This window comes from Rossellomorea sp. RS05, assembly GCF_039822645.1.
GTDB classification, from domain to species: Bacteria; Bacillota; Bacilli; order Bacillales; family Bacillaceae_B; genus Rossellomorea; species Rossellomorea marisflavi_B.
Genome location: NZ_JBDKWY010000013.1, coordinates 40,927 through 57,291, shown reverse-complemented (window position 1 = coordinate 57,291; position 16,365 = coordinate 40,927). Strand labels below are relative to the sequence as shown.

At 49.7% G+C, this 16,365-nt stretch carries 15 protein-coding genes and 1 other annotated feature; all 15 genes read left to right on the top strand.

The features are described 5' to 3' along the window. Positions 1 to 1,087 precede the first annotated feature (1,087 nt). Positions 1,088 to 1,549, top strand: a complete 462-nt coding sequence (locus tag ABJ225_RS21205; RefSeq protein WP_056541759.1) for a CtsR family transcriptional regulator — start codon at positions 1,088 to 1,090, stop codon at positions 1,547 to 1,549. Positions 1,550 to 1,569: 20 nt separating this feature from the next. Next, the gene (gene mcsA, locus ABJ225_RS21200) at positions 1,570 to 2,112 is read left to right on the top strand and encodes a protein-arginine kinase activator protein McsA (RefSeq protein ID WP_053429969.1); all 543 of its coding nucleotides are present in this window, start codon (positions 1,570 to 1,572) and stop codon (positions 2,110 to 2,112) included. Then, positions 2,109 to 3,194, top strand: a complete 1,086-nt coding sequence (gene mcsB / locus ABJ225_RS21195) for a protein-arginine kinase McsB (RefSeq protein WP_079513655.1) — start codon at positions 2,109 to 2,111, stop codon at positions 3,192 to 3,194. The genes mcsA and mcsB overlap by 4 nt, the downstream gene beginning before the upstream one ends. Continuing rightward, the gene (clpC, locus tag ABJ225_RS21190) at positions 3,191 to 5,635 is read left to right on the top strand and encodes an ATP-dependent protease ATP-binding subunit ClpC (protein WP_056541764.1); all 2,445 of its coding nucleotides are present in this window, start codon (positions 3,191 to 3,193) and stop codon (positions 5,633 to 5,635) included. Before mcsB ends, clpC begins: the two co-directional genes overlap by 4 nt. 124 nt (positions 5,636 to 5,759) lie before the next feature. Continuing rightward, the gene (gene radA, locus ABJ225_RS21185) at positions 5,760 to 7,130 is read left to right on the top strand and encodes a DNA repair protein RadA (protein WP_048007584.1); all 1,371 of its coding nucleotides are present in this window, start codon (positions 5,760 to 5,762) and stop codon (positions 7,128 to 7,130) included. A 4-nt stretch (positions 7,131 to 7,134) separates the two neighbouring features. Continuing rightward, complete coding sequence (disA, locus tag ABJ225_RS21180) at positions 7,135 to 8,208, top strand: DNA integrity scanning diadenylate cyclase DisA (RefSeq protein WP_048007585.1); 1,074 nt, start codon at positions 7,135 to 7,137, stop codon at positions 8,206 to 8,208. A gap of 186 nt (positions 8,209 to 8,394) precedes the next feature. Next, entirely contained in the window at positions 8,395 to 9,483 is a 1,089-nt protein-coding gene (locus ABJ225_RS21175; protein WP_056541767.1) for a PIN/TRAM domain-containing protein, read from the top strand. A gap of 67 nt (positions 9,484 to 9,550) precedes the next feature. Further along, positions 9,551 to 10,249, top strand: coding sequence for a 2-C-methyl-D-erythritol 4-phosphate cytidylyltransferase (ispD, locus tag ABJ225_RS21170; protein ID WP_056541770.1), 699 nt, complete (start codon positions 9,551 to 9,553; stop codon positions 10,247 to 10,249). Further along, complete coding sequence (gene ispF, locus ABJ225_RS21165) at positions 10,242 to 10,718, top strand: 2-C-methyl-D-erythritol 2,4-cyclodiphosphate synthase (protein WP_347321533.1); 477 nt, start codon at positions 10,242 to 10,244, stop codon at positions 10,716 to 10,718. Before ispD ends, ispF begins: the two co-directional genes overlap by 8 nt. A 66-nt stretch (positions 10,719 to 10,784) precedes the next feature. Next, a complete protein-coding gene (gene gltX, locus ABJ225_RS21160; RefSeq protein ID WP_347321532.1) occupies positions 10,785 to 12,242 on the top strand; it encodes a glutamate--tRNA ligase in 1,458 nt (485 codons plus the stop codon). Positions 12,243 to 12,286: 44 nt separating this feature from the next. Further along, positions 12,287 to 12,503 (top strand) — a binding site (T-box leader). Between the two features lie 49 nt (positions 12,504 to 12,552). Beyond that, positions 12,553 to 13,203, top strand: coding sequence for a serine O-acetyltransferase (gene cysE, locus ABJ225_RS21155; protein ID WP_053429962.1), 651 nt, complete (start codon positions 12,553 to 12,555; stop codon positions 13,201 to 13,203). Then, positions 13,200 to 14,600 (top strand): cysteine--tRNA ligase, encoded by a 1,401-nt coding sequence (cysS, locus tag ABJ225_RS21150; protein ID WP_347321531.1) that lies wholly within the window; start codon positions 13,200 to 13,202, stop codon positions 14,598 to 14,600. The genes cysE and cysS overlap by 4 nt, the downstream gene beginning before the upstream one ends. A 2-nt stretch (positions 14,601 to 14,602) precedes the next feature. Continuing rightward, on the top strand, positions 14,603 to 15,022 hold the full coding sequence (locus ABJ225_RS21145) for a Mini-ribonuclease 3 (RefSeq protein WP_218247760.1): 420 nt from the start codon (positions 14,603 to 14,605) through the stop codon (positions 15,020 to 15,022). After that, positions 15,019 to 15,768: a 23S rRNA (guanosine(2251)-2'-O)-methyltransferase RlmB gene (rlmB, locus tag ABJ225_RS21140; RefSeq protein ID WP_056541779.1), complete on the top strand. Its 750-nt coding sequence runs from the start codon at positions 15,019 to 15,021 to the stop codon at positions 15,766 to 15,768. Before ABJ225_RS21145 ends, rlmB begins: the two co-directional genes overlap by 4 nt. Before the next feature lie 2 nt (positions 15,769 to 15,770). Further along, on the top strand, positions 15,771 to 16,280 hold the full coding sequence (locus tag ABJ225_RS21135) for an NYN domain-containing protein (protein WP_048007594.1): 510 nt from the start codon (positions 15,771 to 15,773) through the stop codon (positions 16,278 to 16,280). Positions 16,281 to 16,365 lie beyond the last annotated feature (85 nt).

Here is a 16,365-nt window from a genome sequence, read left to right as displayed (position 1 = left end):
TTCAGCGCCGATGGTAGTTGGGGGATCTCCCCCTGTGAGAGTAGGACGTCGCCAGGCAAAGTATAAAAAGCAGCTCATTTGATGGGTTGCTTTTTTTGTGGTGTTTTTTTGTTGGCGGGGAATGTTGGTGGTGATGTTAGCCGTTTGAAATAGGATGGGTAGAGAGATGTTGATTAGAGAGATATGTGAAGATCGCAGGTTGAAAGGGTTGGTTAGGAGGGCGAGAGTACGGTTAGAGTATGGGATGAGGCCGGTGAGCAAGGTCAAAGAGACAGATTTTTAGAGCTTTAATGACCTAAGGGAGTATATGATCAGCCAAGGGGGATGGACAGAGGTGTTAACTGGAGATGAGGCTATGGGGGAGTCGTGCTTATTTGCGACTTTTTTATGTTTCTTGCGAAGGGGGCGTGATACCTGCGGATAGGGTGCTTTTATCAGTGATGTTTTTCCAGATAAAGTATTCACTTATGTACCTGACACCATTCGACATTCCTCGCAACATCTTTTTTCCATTTGAAGCACTCAAGGACCCATCGTTCCCCCTCAGGCACGAAAATACCTGCGAAATTCAACCATTTATTTGCGATATTTTTGATTTTATTTGTGAAAAACGACTTTTTATTTGCGAAACGTACCAATGTTCATTTTTCTATTTGCGATCCGACCCCTGTATTTGCGTAAGGCCGTGCATACTTGCGACCTTTCAATCGTAGTTTCAAGTTCGTAAGGGATAAAATTATTCCGTCTCAAATCCCAAAAAATCCCACAAATTGACGTTCTGTCTGTGTACATTCCTTCATAAATATGGTAGTCACGATCAAAAGGACACAATCCTCACGTCCAACCCTTCAACATCCATTTCCTCTACTGAACTCTCCCAAAAACCCTGCACATCCAAAGAAGGACTAACCCCACACAAAGTCGAATATACACCTAATTCGAATTTTCCGTTTTTAATCGATCTTCACGTTTAAAATACCTCCCAAACAGAAAAGCTTTTAAGGCTATGCTTCTTCATTGCAAAGATGGAAGCCCGGTTGTATAATTATAGTCAAATATAGTCAAAGTCAAATGAGGAGGAGGTTTAATGAGAAATATATCCGACATCATTGAACATTACCTGAAGAATGTATTGGATTTAAGTGAATCTGAAATCGTCGAAATCAAAAGAAGTGAGATCGCTGATAAGTTCCAATGTGTTCCTTCTCAAATAAATTATGTGATCAATACCCGCTTCACCATCGAGAAGGGGTATGTGGTCGAGAGTAAGCGAGGGGGAGGCGGCTACATCCGCATCATGCGGGTGAAGGCTCATGATCAGCTGCATCTTATTGATCAGCTGGTGGCCCTCATTACTCAGAAAATCAGTCAGAATACGGCGGCTGATATCGTTTTCCGACTCGTGGAAGAGGATATAATATCTGAAAGAGAGGCAAAGATCATGCTGAGCGTCATGGATCGATCCGTGATCATGGTCGAGTTGCCTGAACGGGATATACTGCGGGGCAGGATGCTCCGGGCTATGCTGGATACGCTAAAATACGAGTAAGAATGTAAGAGGTGAATGGAATGATGTGTCAGGAGTGCAAGGAGAATCCGGCAACCCTTCATTTCACGAAGGTTGTGAACGGAGAGAAGACCGAGGTCCATCTATGTGAGCAGTGTGCTCAGGATAAAGGAACGATGTTCGAGAATTCGGCAGCCTTCACGGTGAATAATCTGTTGGCCGGTTTATTGAACATCACCCCCGGCTTCAAGCAGGCACAGGAGCAGGAAGCGCCGAAAAAGGAAGTTCTCCAGTGTCCGAAGTGCAAATTGACATTCCAACAGTTTACGAGCATCGGCCGGTTTGGATGTTCGGAGTGTTATAAGACATTCAATAGCGAACTCGATCCGATTCTGAAGAGGGTGCACAGCGGGAATATGGAGCATCATGGAAAGGTACCGGAACGAATGGGCGGTACCATCCAGATCAAGAAGCAGATCAAGAAGTTGAGAACGGAACTTCAGGCCCTCATCGAAGAGGAAGAGTTTGAGAGAGCAGCTGAAACGAGAGATCGCATTCGTTCCCTTGAACGTGAGATGAAGCAGGAAGGGGGAGGTGCAGAATGAGTCTGGAGCGATTTTTAAGCAATACCGTCAGTTCGTGGATGAATGAAGAAGGTCCCCAATCGGATATTGTCCTGAGTTCCCGCGTGCGTTTGGCACGGAATCTGACGGACTTCCGTTTTTCAACCCTATATTCACCTGAGGAAGCAGGGCAGATCGTAGAACGGGTGAAAGAGAAAATGTCTTCTTTTCCAAAAGAGCTGGGGGAACTCGAATTTTTACCTACGAGTGAGATTCAGCCGTTGGAAAAAAGGGTATTGATGGAGAAACACCTGATCAGTCCCAATCTGGCAGAAGATAAGAATGTCGGGGCCGTCCTTCTATCACCAGATGAAGATATAAGCATAATGGTAAATGAAGAGGATCATATCCGGATACAGTGTCTGTATCCAGGTCTTCAACTGAAGCAGGCCCTCTCCCGTGCCAATGAGCTCGATGATTGGTTTGAGAGCGAACTGGACTTTGCATTCGACGAGAAGCACGGGTATCTGACCACCTGTCCTACGAATGTAGGAACGGGACTCAGGGCATCGGTCATGGTACATCTTCCTGGCTTGGTCCTCACCCAGCAGATGAACCGGATCATACCGGCGATCAACCAGCTTGGGCTCGTCGTGAGGGGTATCTACGGCGAAGGCAGTGAAGCACTGGGGAATATCTTTCAAATCTCCAACCAGACGACCCTAGGTAAGTCGGAAGGGGATATCGTGGAAGATCTCATCAGCGTGGTGAATCAGATCATTGCCAAGGAACTGACGGCGAGGGAGGCATTAGTTCAGACCTCCAACATACAATTAGAAGATAGGGTCTTCAGATCGCTGGGGGTGCTGGAGCATAGCCGCATCATTGAATCGAAGGAAGCGGCCAAATGCCTGTCCGATGTTCGTCTGGGCATCGATCTGGGCATGATCCACAGTCTCTCCAAAAATATTTTGAATGAATTGATGATTTTGACCCAACCGGGTTTTTTACAACAATATTCCGGAGGTCCATTGCGACCGAATGAACGGGACATAAGAAGGTCTTCCTTGATCAGGGAGCGAATTAGATTGGATAAAGATACATGTGAGGAGGAAGAATCATGATGTTTGGTCGATTTACAGAAAGAGCTCAAAAAGTATTGGCATTAGCCCAGGAAGAAGCCATCCGACTAGCCCATAATAACATCGGCACTGAACATATCCTGCTTGGCCTTGTTCGTGAAGGAGAGGGGATTGCAGCCAAGGCACTGACTGCCCTTGGACTAAGCCCTGAGAAGATCCAGAAGGAAGTGGAGGGTCTGATCGGAAAAGGAACGGAAAAGTCCCAAACGATCCACTATACACCCCGCGCGAAGAAAGTCATCGAACTTTCCATGGATGAAGCAAGGAAGCTCGGTCACTCTTACGTAGGGACAGAGCATATCCTTCTCGGTCTGATCCGTGAAGGGGAAGGCGTGGCAGCACGGGTACTCGGAAACCTTGGCGTAAGCTTGAACAAAGCAAGGCAGCAGGTTCTCCAGCTCCTCGGCAACAACGATTCTGGCGGACACCAAGGAGGCGGCAGTGCGAATGCCAATACGCCGACACTTGATAGTCTTGCGCGTGACTTGACGGCCATTGCCCGTGAAGGAAGCCTTGATCCGGTCATCGGGCGAAGCAAGGAAATCCAGCGTGTCATCGAAGTGCTAAGCCGCCGTACGAAGAACAATCCGGTCCTTATCGGTGAACCGGGTGTGGGTAAGACGGCAATTGCTGAAGGCCTTGCCCAGCAAATCATCGCGAATGAAGTACCGGAGATCCTCCGTGATAAGCGTGTCATGACCCTTGATATGGGTACGGTCGTTGCCGGAACGAAATACCGCGGTGAGTTCGAGGACCGCCTGAAGAAAGTGATGGATGAGATCCGTCAGGCAGGAAATATCATCCTCTTCATCGATGAGCTTCACACGCTGATCGGGGCAGGAGGGGCTGAAGGGGCAATCGATGCTTCCAACATCCTCAAGCCTTCCCTTGCACGTGGAGAACTGCAATGTATCGGGGCGACGACCCTTGATGAATATCGGAAGTACATTGAGAAGGATGCAGCCCTTGAGCGCCGTTTCCAGCCGATCCAGGTAAATGAGCCGACTGCAGATGAGTCCATCCAGATCCTTAAAGGTCTTCGTGACCGCTATGAAGCGCATCACCGCGTATCCATCACGGATGCTGCCATCGATGCCGCTGTGAAACTCTCTGACCGCTATATCTCAGACCGATTCCTTCCGGATAAGGCAATCGATTTGATCGATGAAGCCGGTTCGAAGGTCCGACTCCGCTCATATACGACTCCGCCGAACCTGAAGGAGCTTGAAGCGAAGCTGGAAGAGATCCGCAAAGAGAAGGATGCTGCCGTTCAGAGCCAGGAGTTTGAAAAAGCCGCTTCCCTACGCGATTCCGAGCAGAAGCTTCGTGAAGAGCTGGAAGAAACGAAGAATACATGGAAAGAAAAGCAGGGGCAGGAAAATACCGAAGTCACAGTGGAAGATATCGCGAAGGTCGTGTCCAACTGGACAGGAGTACCTGTATCCAAGCTTGCTCAAACAGAAACAGATCGTCTCTTGAAATTGGAAGAGATCCTGCACTCCCGTGTCATCGGGCAATCCGAAGCAGTTGTCGCTGTATCGAAAGCGGTACGCCGTGCCCGTGCAGGACTGAAGGATCCGAAGCGTCCTATCGGTTCATTCATCTTCCTCGGTCCTACCGGTGTCGGTAAAACCGAATTGGCTAGGGCTCTCGCAGAATCCATGTTCGGTGATGAAGAAGCGATGATCCGGATCGATATGTCGGAGTACATGGAGAAGCATTCCACCTCCCGTCTCGTCGGATCTCCTCCGGGATATGTCGGGTACGAGGAAGGCGGTCAGCTGACTGAGAAAGTCCGTCGCAAACCATATTCCGTCGTGCTCCTCGATGAAATCGAAAAAGCACATCCCGATGTCTTCAATATCCTTCTGCAAGTCTTGGAAGATGGTCGTTTGACTGATTCCAAAGGAAGGACTGTCGACTTCAGGAACACGGTTCTGATCATGACATCGAACGTCGGTGCACAGTCCCTTAAAGCCAATAAGCATATGGGCTTCAATATCCAGGATGGGAAGCAGGATTACAAAGATATGAAAGGGAAAGTGATGGAGGAACTGAAACGTGCCTTCCGCCCTGAATTCCTGAACCGTATCGATGAAATCATCGTCTTCCACTCATTGGAGAAAGACCACCTGAAAGAGATCGTCACCCTTATGTCCAATCAACTCACGAAGCGCCTCAAAGAGCAGGATATCCATCTTGAACTTTCTGCGGCTGCCAAGGAGAAGATCGCGGATGAAGGATTCGATCCTGAATACGGTGCAAGACCGCTCCGCAGGGCCATTCAGAAATATGTCGAAGATAAACTTTCTGAAGAGCTCCTGAGAGGGAAGGTCTTGACGGGTCAAGACATCCTCATCGATGTCGAAGGGGAAGAGTTCGTCGTCAAATTGAAAGAAGAAGCAACCAATTCAACTCCTTGATGTGAAAAGGAAGAGGTACACGGTCATGAACCTGTGCCTCTTTTTTTCCATAAGAAGTGAGAGGTATGTATAGCCGGGGCACTCTCGGTATAGTAATAAGACTAGGAAGAGGAGTAGGATCGTTTTGGCAAAAAAGAAGACAAAATTCGTATGTTCATCCTGTGGGTATGAATCAGCAAAATGGATGGGGAAATGTCCCGGGTGTAATGAGTGGAACACGATGGTGGAAGAAGTGGCCATTACGGGGAAGCAGCCCCGTGGTGCATTCCAACATAGCGAAGGGCCATCGAAGGCTGAAAAACTGACATCCATCGAAACGATGCAAGAGCCCCGTGTCCTTACTGATTCCAAAGAACTCAACCGGGTACTTGGAGGAGGAGTGGTGCCGGGATCGCTTGTGTTGATAGGGGGAGACCCAGGGATAGGGAAATCCACCCTGCTGCTGCAAGTATCTTCACAGCTTGCCGAACAAAAGCAAAAAGTCCTTTATATATCAGGTGAAGAGTCCATCAAGCAGACCAAACTGCGTGCGGACCGGCTGAATATCACAGCTGATGACCTATACATATATGCAGAAACCAACCTGCAGTCGATTCACCAGACCATCGATCAGCTTTCACCCGACTTTGTCATCATCGACTCCATTCAAACCATTTATCATCCGGAGGTCACTTCGGCACCCGGGAGCGTATCACAGGTCCGGGAATGTACGGCTGAATTGATGCGGATCGGTAAGACGAAAGGAATTGCCATTTTCATCGTCGGACATGTAACCAAGGAAGGATCCATCGCCGGTCCCCGTCTACTGGAGCATATGGTGGACACTGTTCTCTATTTTGAAGGGGAGCGCCACCATTCTTACAGGATCTTGAGGGCGGTGAAAAACCGTTTCGGTTCTACGAATGAAATGGGAATCTTTGAAATGAAGGAGCTGGGTCTTGAAGAAGTCGCCAATCCTTCAGAGATCTTCCTCGAAGAACGTTCACAGGGATCTGCCGGGTCGACGGTTGTTGCATCCATGGAAGGAACAAGGCCGGTGCTTGTGGAAATTCAAGCCCTTGTCACTCCGACGAGCTTCAATAATCCGAGACGTATGGCAACAGGAATCGACCATAGCAGGGTCTCCCTCATCATGGCAGTGCTTGAGAAGCGGGCAGGGATGCTCCTTCAGCAACAGGATGCCTACCTCAAGGTCGCAGGCGGAGTGAAGCTAGATGAGCCGGCTATCGATTTGGCCGTGGCGGCGAGCATTGCTTCAAGCTTCCGGGACAAAGCTTCACGCGCACAGGATTGCATCATCGGGGAAGTGGGACTGACCGGGGAGATCCGGCGCGTTTCACGGATTGAGCAGAGGGTGCAGGAAGCGGCGAAGCTCGGCTTCCAGCGGGTCATCATCCCGCAGAACAATATCGGGGGATGGCAGGCACCGGGCGGCATCGAAGTGGTCGGTGTATCCGATATCCACCAAGCGTTGGGTATGATTTTAGGAGGATAACAAAATGGAAGATAAAAAGGCAAAGGATAAATCCATATCGGATATTTTACAATTCGTTGCGCCCGGTGCGCCTATCCGGGATGGGATCGATAATGTGCTCCGGGCCAATACCGGCGGACTTATCGTCGTCGGATACAATGACAAGGTCAAGTCCGTTCTGGACGGAGGCTTTCATATCAATTGTCCATTTTCACCGAGCTATCTGTATGAGCTGGCGAAAATGGACGGGGCGATCGTCCTGAACGAATCCGGGACGAAGATCATCCTGGCCAATGCCCAGCTTGCCCCCGATGTGTATGTTCCTTCTACAGAGACAGGGATGAGGCATCGTACGGCAGAAAGGGTGGCAAGGCAGACGAATGCCCTTGTCATTGCCATCTCGCAGCGCCGGAACGTCATCACCCTGTACCAGGGCAATTTCCGATACGCCCTGAAGGACATTTCCGTCATCCTGACCAAAGCCAATCAGGCTGTGCAGACATTGGAGAAATACAAAGTCGTCCTCGATCAGAGCATCTCCAATCTATCGGTTTTGGAGTTCGAAGAATTGGTGACCCAGAGCGATCTGCTCCAGGTTCTCCATCGATTCGAAATGGTTCTCAGGATCAAAAATGAGCTTCTGACGTATCTGAGTGAACTCGGCACGGAGGGAAGACTGATCCGCCTGCAGATGAATGAACTGCTTTCAGACATCGAGAGCGAGGCCATGTTGATCTTCCGGGATTACGCCATGGACCGCAACGTGAAAGCATTCGAGCTTCTATATAAGTTCCAGGAGCTTGTGCGCTCAGAAGTCCTTGAAGACAATGTGCTCCTGAAGCTTCTGGGTTATCAGGGCTATCCCCACCACGACGAGGCGATGTTCCCGCGCGGATACCGTGTATTGAATAAGATCCCGCGCCTGCCGATCGTCATCATCGAGAATGTGATCAACGAGTATGATGCTCTTCATCATATCGTGAAAGCGACGGTCGAAGACCTTGATGAAGTGGAAGGGATCGGGGAAGTGAGGGCGCGCAAGATTAAAGAAGGTCTCAAACTCATAAAAGAACAAACGTTCGCTGACCGGCAATTATAGCACCCAAGTCCCGGTTTGATAAAAGGGAAATATGCCCTGTTTCCAAAAAATTGACAGTGTAATCTCCGAGTGTTAGCCTTTTCATGAGGGCCTCTATCATCGTTTGTGAAATTGAAGAAAATTAGTCAAGAATCTCACGTTTTAAAAATCATAAATTGTTTATAATGGATAGGAGGAGGTGAAGGTATGTTAAAAAGAATCGTTCAGGCATGCTTCCTTATCGTAGGTGGTACACTAGGGATCCTATTGATTCCGGAGTTATTGTCGGTCATCAACATGGCGGATATTTCATTAATCAATAATGCATATATGACTGCTATATTAGGTGCCATTATTTTTTATATTATTTCGTTCTGGGCAGTCGAGTATGTGGTGAACTTTGTCAAATGGTTTGAAGATAGTTTGGTAAAGGCCCCGGTGACGGATTTGCTCTTTGGAAGTCTTGGTCTGATTATCGGATTGATCGTTGCGTACCTGTTGGGAATTGCCGTCAATCAGCTTGAATTCCCGATTTTGAATGCGGTCGTACCGGTGCTCTTGACCTTGCTGCTTGGGTATCTTGGTTTCCAGGTCGGCTTCAAGAAGCGGGATGAAATGGTAGGTCTCTTCGGCAATTCTCGTTCCAAGAAGAAAGATTCCGACGAGGATGATGAAGCGAACGCCGTGAAGACCCTAAAAATTCTCGATACAAGCGTGATCATCGACGGACGTATTGCAGACATCTGTCAAACGGGATTCCTCGAAGGCATCGTCGTCATTCCTCAGTTCGTCCTCGAAGAGCTCCAGCATATCGCGGATTCATCCGACGTATTGAAGCGGAATCGCGGACGTCGAGGACTTGATATTTTGAACCGCATCCAAAAGGAATTGCCGGTTGAGGTCCAGATCTACGAGGGCGACTTCGAAGAGATACAAGAGGTGGATTCGAAGCTTGTGAAGCTTGCGAAACTCACGAACGGAATCGTTGTGACCAATGATTTCAACCTGAATAAGGTATGCGACCTTCAAGGGGTACAAGTATTGAATATCAATGACCTGGCCAACGCCGTTAAGCCTGTCGTCCTTCCTGGTGAAGAACTGAAGGTACAGGTGATCAAAGATGGTAAAGAGCATAATCAGGGCATTGCCTACCTCGATGACGGAACGATGATCGTTGTGGAGGAAGGGCGCAATTACATCGGCAAATATATCGATGTCCTAGTCACTTCGGTGCTGCAGACCTCCGCGGGGCGGATGATCTTTGCAAAGCCGAAACAATTGGAAAAAGCGCTCTAAGCCTGACTCCTTTGACCCGGTAAGGTATAATGGATGAATACTAGAGGAAGTCAAAGGAGTTAATCATATGGAGTATCAAGTGGTCATCCCGGCTGCCGGAAGGGGCAAAAGGATGAAAGCGGATCGGAATAAGCTGCTTCTTGAGTTGGACGGGGCACCCATCATTGTCCATACCCTTCAAGTGTTCGACCGGGATCCCCTGTGCCAGGGGATCTTTGTTGCTATCCATCCCGATGAACGGGAAGAGTTCGAAGCTCTGATCGATCGTCATGATATCGGCAAGGATATCCGTCTCGTCGACGGGGGGAAAGAAAGACAGGATAGCGTGTATCAGGCATTGCTTGAGGTCGATCATGAAGTCGTACTCGTTCATGATGGTGCCAGGCCGTTCATTTCCCGGTCGGTCATCCACGAGCTCGCTGAGCGGGCCGGGGAGACAGGCGGGGCGATTGCCGCGGTTCCGGTGAAGGATACCATCAAGAAAGTCATGGATGGGAAAGTCGAAGAAACGATCGAGCGCTCAAGCTTGTGGATGGTGCAGACCCCACAGGCTTTTCGCGTTTCATCTTTAAAAAAAGCCCACGATGCAGCAATGGAGGAAGGGTTCCTAGGCACCGATGACGCTTCACTTGTGGAGCGTCTGGGGGAAGACGTGTCCATCGTGGAAAGTGATTATGACAATATCAAATTGACAACGCCGGAGGATATGTTTTTTGCCGAGGCGATATTGAAGAAGAGAACAGAAGGAGGAAAACATCATGTTTAGAATCGGACAAGGCTTCGATGTGCATCAACTAGTGGAGGATCGTCCATTGATCATGGGCGGCATCACGATCCCATATGAGAAAGGGCTTCTGGGGCATTCTGATGCCGACGTCCTTCTCCATGCCGTGGCGGATGGCTGCCTCGGTGCCATTGCTGCCGGTGACATCGGGAAGCATTTCCCGGATACGGACGAAGAGTTCAAGGACGCAGACTCGGCCAAGTTGCTTCAACACGTATGGGCAATGGTCAAAGAGGAAGGCTATGAACTGGGGAATATCGATTGCACCATCATCGCCCAAAAGCCGAAGATGGCCCCGTATATCGATGAGATGAGAGCAAGGATCGCCGAGCTCCTCGAAGCGGATCCATCCCAGGTGAATGTAAAAGCCACAACATCCGAAAAACTTGGTTTCACCGGTCGCGGAGAAGGGATCGCGGCTCAGACGACGGTTCTGGTGAAGCAAAAGTAAGACCCTTTATTCCGTTTTCGAACGGTGGTAAACTAATACAAGCAGAATCATTGAGGAGGAACGAATATGTCAAACGAAGTACGCGTACGCTATGCCCCGAGTCCAACGGGTCATTTACATATCGGGAATGCCCGTACGGCCCTATTCAACTATCTATACGCACGCAGTGTGCGCGGGAAATTCATCATCCGTATCGAGGATACGGATAAGAAGCGGAACATTGAAGGCGGAGAAGAAAGCCAGCTTAAGTATCTTCAGTGGCTTGGGATCGACTGGGATGAAAGTGTAGATAAGGGAGGGGAATACGGCCCTTATCGTCAATCCGAGCGGAACCATATTTACGAACAGTATTTGAATGAGCTTCTTGAAAGCGGAAAAGCTTATAAATGCTACTGTACGGAGGAAGAGCTGGAAGCTGAACGGGAAGCGCAAAGTGCATCTGGTCAGATGCCTCGCTACTCCGGTAAATGCCGCAACCTGACAGCGGAAGAGCAGGAGAAGCTTGCTGCGGAAGGACGCCAGCCTAGCATCCGTTTCCGTGTGCCTGAAGGCCGCGTATTTTCTTTCAACGATATCGTAAAAGACGAAGTATCATTTGAATCTGACGGTATCGGTGATTTTGTCATCGCTAAAAAAGACGGTACACCGACGTATAACTTTGCCGTGGCAGTCGATGATTACCTTATGAAGATTTCCCATGTGCTCCGCGGAGAAGATCATATCTCCAATACACCGAAGCAGCTCATGATCTTTGACGCTCTCGGCTGGGAGCCTCCGGTATTTGGTCATATGACCCTGATCGTGAATGAAAGCCGCAAGAAGCTGAGTAAGCGTGATGAAAGCATCATCCAATTCATCGAGCAGTATGAGGCCCTCGGCTATCTGCCGGAAGCGCTCTTCAACTTCATCGCCCTTCTAGGCTGGTCGCCAAAAGGGGAAGACGAGTTGTTCTCAAGGGAAGAATTCATCAAGATTTTTGACCCTGAGCGCCTTTCCACATCGTCTGCCCTGTTCGATAATCAGAAGCTGACGTGGATGAACAACCAGTATATGAAAGCCCTCGACCTTGACCAGGTGGTGGGCCTTGCTGAACCGCATCTGATCAAAGCAGGCAAGATCAGCGAGAACCCGACTGCAGAAGAGCATGAGTGGGTGCGTCGCGTGGTAGGTCTATATCAAGAGCAAATGAGCTTCGGGGCTGAAATCGTCGAGCTTTCAGAAATGTTCTTCAAGGATGATCTGGAATACGACGCAGAAGCAAAAGCCGTATTGGACGAGGAAGAGGTTCCTGAAGTGCTCCGTGCATTCCTTGAGGAGATCGAAGCACTTGAGAACTACGAAGCGGCAGAAATAAAAAAATCCATCAAAAATGTCCAGAAGTCGACGGGACACAAAGGCAAGAAGCTATTCATGCCGATCCGCGTGGCCGTTACCGGTCAGACACACGGTCCGGAACTTCCGAATGCCATTGAGTTGTTGGGGAAAGAAAAAGTGAAACTTCGCCTTCAAGGACTTTTAGGTTAACATTTCGCAGGGAATGTAATATAGTAAGAGTATCACGAATTGGATAAATCGCGTTGAAGAGGAGAAGTAGGGATACGGAAGCTGATTAGAGAGGACCATCACCGGCTGAAAGTGGTCTGAGCCCCTCCGTTCCTGAAATGCACCTCTGAGTCCGTTGCTGAACATATAAGTAGGTGATGGCGGCTTCCACCGTTAACAGGATCCGAGTTGGGGAGTGATCCCAATCAGAGTGGAACCGCGCTTGCCTACAGCGTCTCTGTCATTTGACAGGGGCGTTTTTTTATTGAGCGAATGAAAGGAGGGGGATGGAATGTTCAAGACATTCAAAGAAGACATCGATGTCGTGTTCGATCAGGATCCGGCCGCGAGGAATTATTTCGAAGTGGTCCTTACGTACTCGGGACTGCATGCCATCTGGGCCCACAGGGTCGCCCACGCATTTTTCAAACGGAGATTCTTTTTCCTCGCCCGTGTGATTTCTCAGATCAGCCGCTTCTTCACCGGAGTGGAGATCCACCCCGGTGCGAAGATTGGACGCCGTTTCTTCATCGACCACGGGATGGGTGTGGTCATCGGAGAGACGTGTGAGATCGGGGACAACGTCACCCTTTTCCAAGGCGTCACACTAGGGGGTACGGGTAAAGAGAAAGGGAAGCGGCACCCTACGATAAGGGACAATGCCCTTATTGCGACAGGAGCAAAAGTATTAGGTTCCATCGTAGTTGGGGAAAATTCTAAAGTAGGGGCAGGATCGGTCGTCTTGAAGGATGTCCCACCGAACTCCACTGTCGTGGGCATCCCGGGGAAAGTCGTGATACAGGACGGGGTGAAGATCCAGAAGGACCTGAACCACTGTGACCTGCCGGATCCGATCAACGACCGCATCAAACAGCTGCAATCAGAAATCGAAGAACTCAGGAGTCTATTACAAGAGGAACATGGAAGGAGTCGATCGTCTTGACGATCCGTTTATATAATACACTTACTAGACAGAAGGAAGAATTCAAGCCCCTTGAAGAAGGGAAGGTCAAGATGTACGTGTGCGGACCAACGGTCTACAACTACATCCACATCGGGAATGCCCGGCCGGCCATCGTATTCGATACAGTACGCCGCTACTTGGAGTATCGGGACTATGATGTGAAATTCGTCTCTAACTTCACTGATGTCGACGATAAGCTCATCAAGGCGGCCAACGAGCTTGGTGAAGAGGTACCGACGATCGCCAAGCGCTTCATCGACGCATACTTTGAAGACACCGGGGCTCTCGGATGCCAGAAAGCCGATATCCATCCGACCGTGACGGATAACATCGATACCATCATTGAATTCATCTCGGCGCTTGTTGATAAAGGGTTCGCCTATGAATCCCAAGGAGATGTATACTACCGCACAAGGAAGTTTGACGGATACGGGAAGCTGTCCCATCAGTCCGTCGATGAGTTGAAAGTCGGAGCGCGTATCGACGTGGGCGATAAAAAAGAAGACGAACTCGACTTTGTTCTGTGGAAATCAGCGAAAGAAGGGGAAATCTCCTGGGAGAGCCCTTGGGGACATGGGCGTCCGGGCTGGCATATCGAGTGCTCGGCCATGGCGAAGCGCTACCTCGGGGATACGATCGATATCCACGCAGGCGGACAGGATCTTACATTCCCCCATCACGAAAATGAGATTGCTCAATCAGAGGCCCTGACCGGAAAGCCTTTCGCGAAATACTGGCTTCATAACGGATATATCAATATCGATAACGAAAAAATGTCGAAGTCCTTGGGGAACTTTGTATTGGTCCACGACATCATCAAGGAACACGACCCGCAAGTGCTGCGTTTCTTCATGCTGTCGGTCCATTACCGCCATCCGATCAACTATAACTTGGAGCTGCTGGAGAACGCGAAGACGGCCCTTGACCGTATCCGCACCTCGTATGATAATCTCCAGCATCGCAAGGAAACGAGTGCCAATCTTGCAGATCACGATCTAGAATGGTTCGGCAAGGTCTCGGCTCTCAAGAACCAATTCATCGAAGCGATGGACGATGACTTCAATACGGCGAATGGAATCTCCTCCCTGTTCGAACTTTCCCGGCAGGCGAACTACTACCTCATGGAAAAGAACACCTCGACAGCCGTCATTGATTCATTCCTCGCCCAGTTCCAAGAGTTCTTCAGCGTACTCGGGCTCTCCCTTGCTGCCAGTGAAGAACTTGTAGATGAAGAGATCGATGAGCTGATCGAGAAGCGGCTTCAAGCACGTAAAGACCGTGACTTCCAATTGGCAGATGAAATCCGTGATACGTTGAAAGCGCGGAATATCATCCTCGAAGACACTCCTCAAGGCACACGCTGGAAAAGAGGTTGAGGATGCTGTACGAAACGAATGAGCACATCGATGCGAAACAAATGAATCCATTGGCCTTGGCCTATATGGGGGATGCCGTGTATGAAACGTATGTGCGGCAGCTCCTCCTCACCAAAGGAAGGGTCAAGCCCAATCAGCTTCACCGGGCCGCCACGAGCTATGTGTCGGCAAAATCACAGGCGGCAATCCTCAAGTGGATGTTCGAGGAAGAGCTCCTCTCTGAAGAGGAAGTCCTGGTCGTCAAACGGGGAAGGAATGCGAAATCCGGCACCACCCCCAAGAATACAGATGTGCAGACGTATAAGCATAGTACCGCTTTTGAAGCGCTGCTCGGATTTCTTTTCCTTCAGAATCGCATCGAGCGGCTGGAGGAACTGATCACGTTGATCTTTGAACAAAAAGGAAAGGAGGAAAGAGCATGAGTAACGAATTAGATTTTATTGGAGGACGTAACCCCGTCATTGAAGCATTGAAGTCGGGGCGGGATATCAACAAGATTTGGATCCAGGAGGGGTCGCAGAAGGGATCGATGCAGCAGGTCATCGGTCTGGCGAAGGACTCCAATATCCTGGTCCAGTTCGTACCGAAGAAGAAAATTGAACAAATGGTTCCCGAGAATCATCAGGGTGTCGTTGCATCGGTTGCAGCTTATCAGTATGCAGAAATCGATGATCTCTTCAAGAAGGCACAGGAAAAGGGGGAGGATCCTTTCTTCCTGATCTTGGACGAGCTTGAAGATCCACATAATCTTGGCTCCATCATGCGAACCGCCGATGCTTCAGGTGCACACGGGATCATCATTCCGAAGCGGCGCGCAGTCGGTTTAACGTCGACGGTGGCCAAAGCGTCCACCGGGGCCATTGAACATATCCCCGTGGCACGGGTCACCAACCTGTCACGTGCAGTCGAGGAACTGAAGGACCGCGGTGTATGGATCGCCGGTACGGATGCCAAGGGCAGTCAGGACTACCGCAGGCTCGACGGTACGCTTCCCATCGGTTTGATCATCGGGAGCGAAGGCAAGGGGATGAGCAGGATCCTGAGGGATAAATGCGACTTCCTTGTCCAACTGCCGATGGTCGGACATGTGACATCATTGAATGCCTCGGTGGCAGCCAGTATTTTAATGTATGAGGTTCACCGTACTCGCCACCCGCTGGGAGAATAGCCATGGACATTCTCCTAGTGGACGGATATAACATCATCGGTGCCTGGCACGAGCTGAACGAGCTGAAGAAGAAGGACTTGTCGGCTGCCAGGGACCGCCTGGTGGAACAGATGGCTGAATACCAAGGGTATACCGGCTATCGGGTGATCGTCATTTTTGACGCCTATTACGTGCAGGGAATCGCAAGGAAATACAACAACTACAAGGTGGAAGTAATCTTCACCAAAGAGAATGAGACGGCAGATGAGCGGATCGAGAAACTCGCCATCGAGCTCAACAACATCAAGACGCAGATCCATGTAGCGACGTCTGACTTCACGGAGCAGTGGGCGATATTCGGTCAGGGAGCCCTGCGGAAATCGGCCAGGGAACTTCTGAACGAAGTAAATGCCATCGAAAAGAAAATCGAAAAAAAAGTACGAAATTCGACAGACCGAAAGCCCCCTACGAAGATACCGTTGTCGAATGAAGTCGCTGAAATCTTTGAGAAATGGCGGCGCGGGGAACGATGACCTGTTGACGATTGAATTTTCTGTCATGTATAATATTTCTATCTATTGCTACGCGCGGGGGGATGTCTGTGAGCAATATCACCAG

Excerpts from the sequence above, each read along its gene's own strand:
- ABJ225_RS21205 (WP_056541759.1), top strand. The coding sequence starts at position 1,088 with ATGAGAAATATATCCGACATCATTGAACATTACCTGAAGAATGTATTG.
- mcsA (WP_053429969.1), top strand. The coding sequence starts at position 1,570 with ATGATGTGTCAGGAGTGCAAGGAGAATCCGGCAACCCTTCATTTCACG.
- mcsB (WP_079513655.1), top strand. The coding sequence starts at position 2,109 with ATGAGTCTGGAGCGATTTTTAAGCAATACCGTCAGTTCGTGGATGAAT.
- clpC (WP_056541764.1), top strand. The coding sequence starts at position 3,191 with ATGATGTTTGGTCGATTTACAGAAAGAGCTCAAAAAGTATTGGCATTA.
- disA (WP_048007585.1), top strand. The coding sequence starts at position 7,135 with ATGGAAGATAAAAAGGCAAAGGATAAATCCATATCGGATATTTTACAA.
- ABJ225_RS21175 (WP_056541767.1), top strand. The coding sequence starts at position 8,395 with ATGTTAAAAAGAATCGTTCAGGCATGCTTCCTTATCGTAGGTGGTACA.
- ispD (WP_056541770.1), top strand. The coding sequence starts at position 9,551 with ATGGAGTATCAAGTGGTCATCCCGGCTGCCGGAAGGGGCAAAAGGATG.
- ispF (WP_347321533.1), top strand. The coding sequence starts at position 10,242 with ATGTTTAGAATCGGACAAGGCTTCGATGTGCATCAACTAGTGGAGGAT.
- gltX (WP_347321532.1), top strand. The coding sequence starts at position 10,785 with ATGTCAAACGAAGTACGCGTACGCTATGCCCCGAGTCCAACGGGTCAT.
- cysE (WP_053429962.1), top strand. The coding sequence starts at position 12,553 with ATGTTCAAGACATTCAAAGAAGACATCGATGTCGTGTTCGATCAGGAT.
- ABJ225_RS21145 (WP_218247760.1), top strand. The coding sequence starts at position 14,603 with ATGCTGTACGAAACGAATGAGCACATCGATGCGAAACAAATGAATCCA.
- rlmB (WP_056541779.1), top strand. The coding sequence starts at position 15,019 with ATGAGTAACGAATTAGATTTTATTGGAGGACGTAACCCCGTCATTGAA.
- ABJ225_RS21135 (WP_048007594.1), top strand. The coding sequence starts at position 15,771 with ATGGACATTCTCCTAGTGGACGGATATAACATCATCGGTGCCTGGCAC.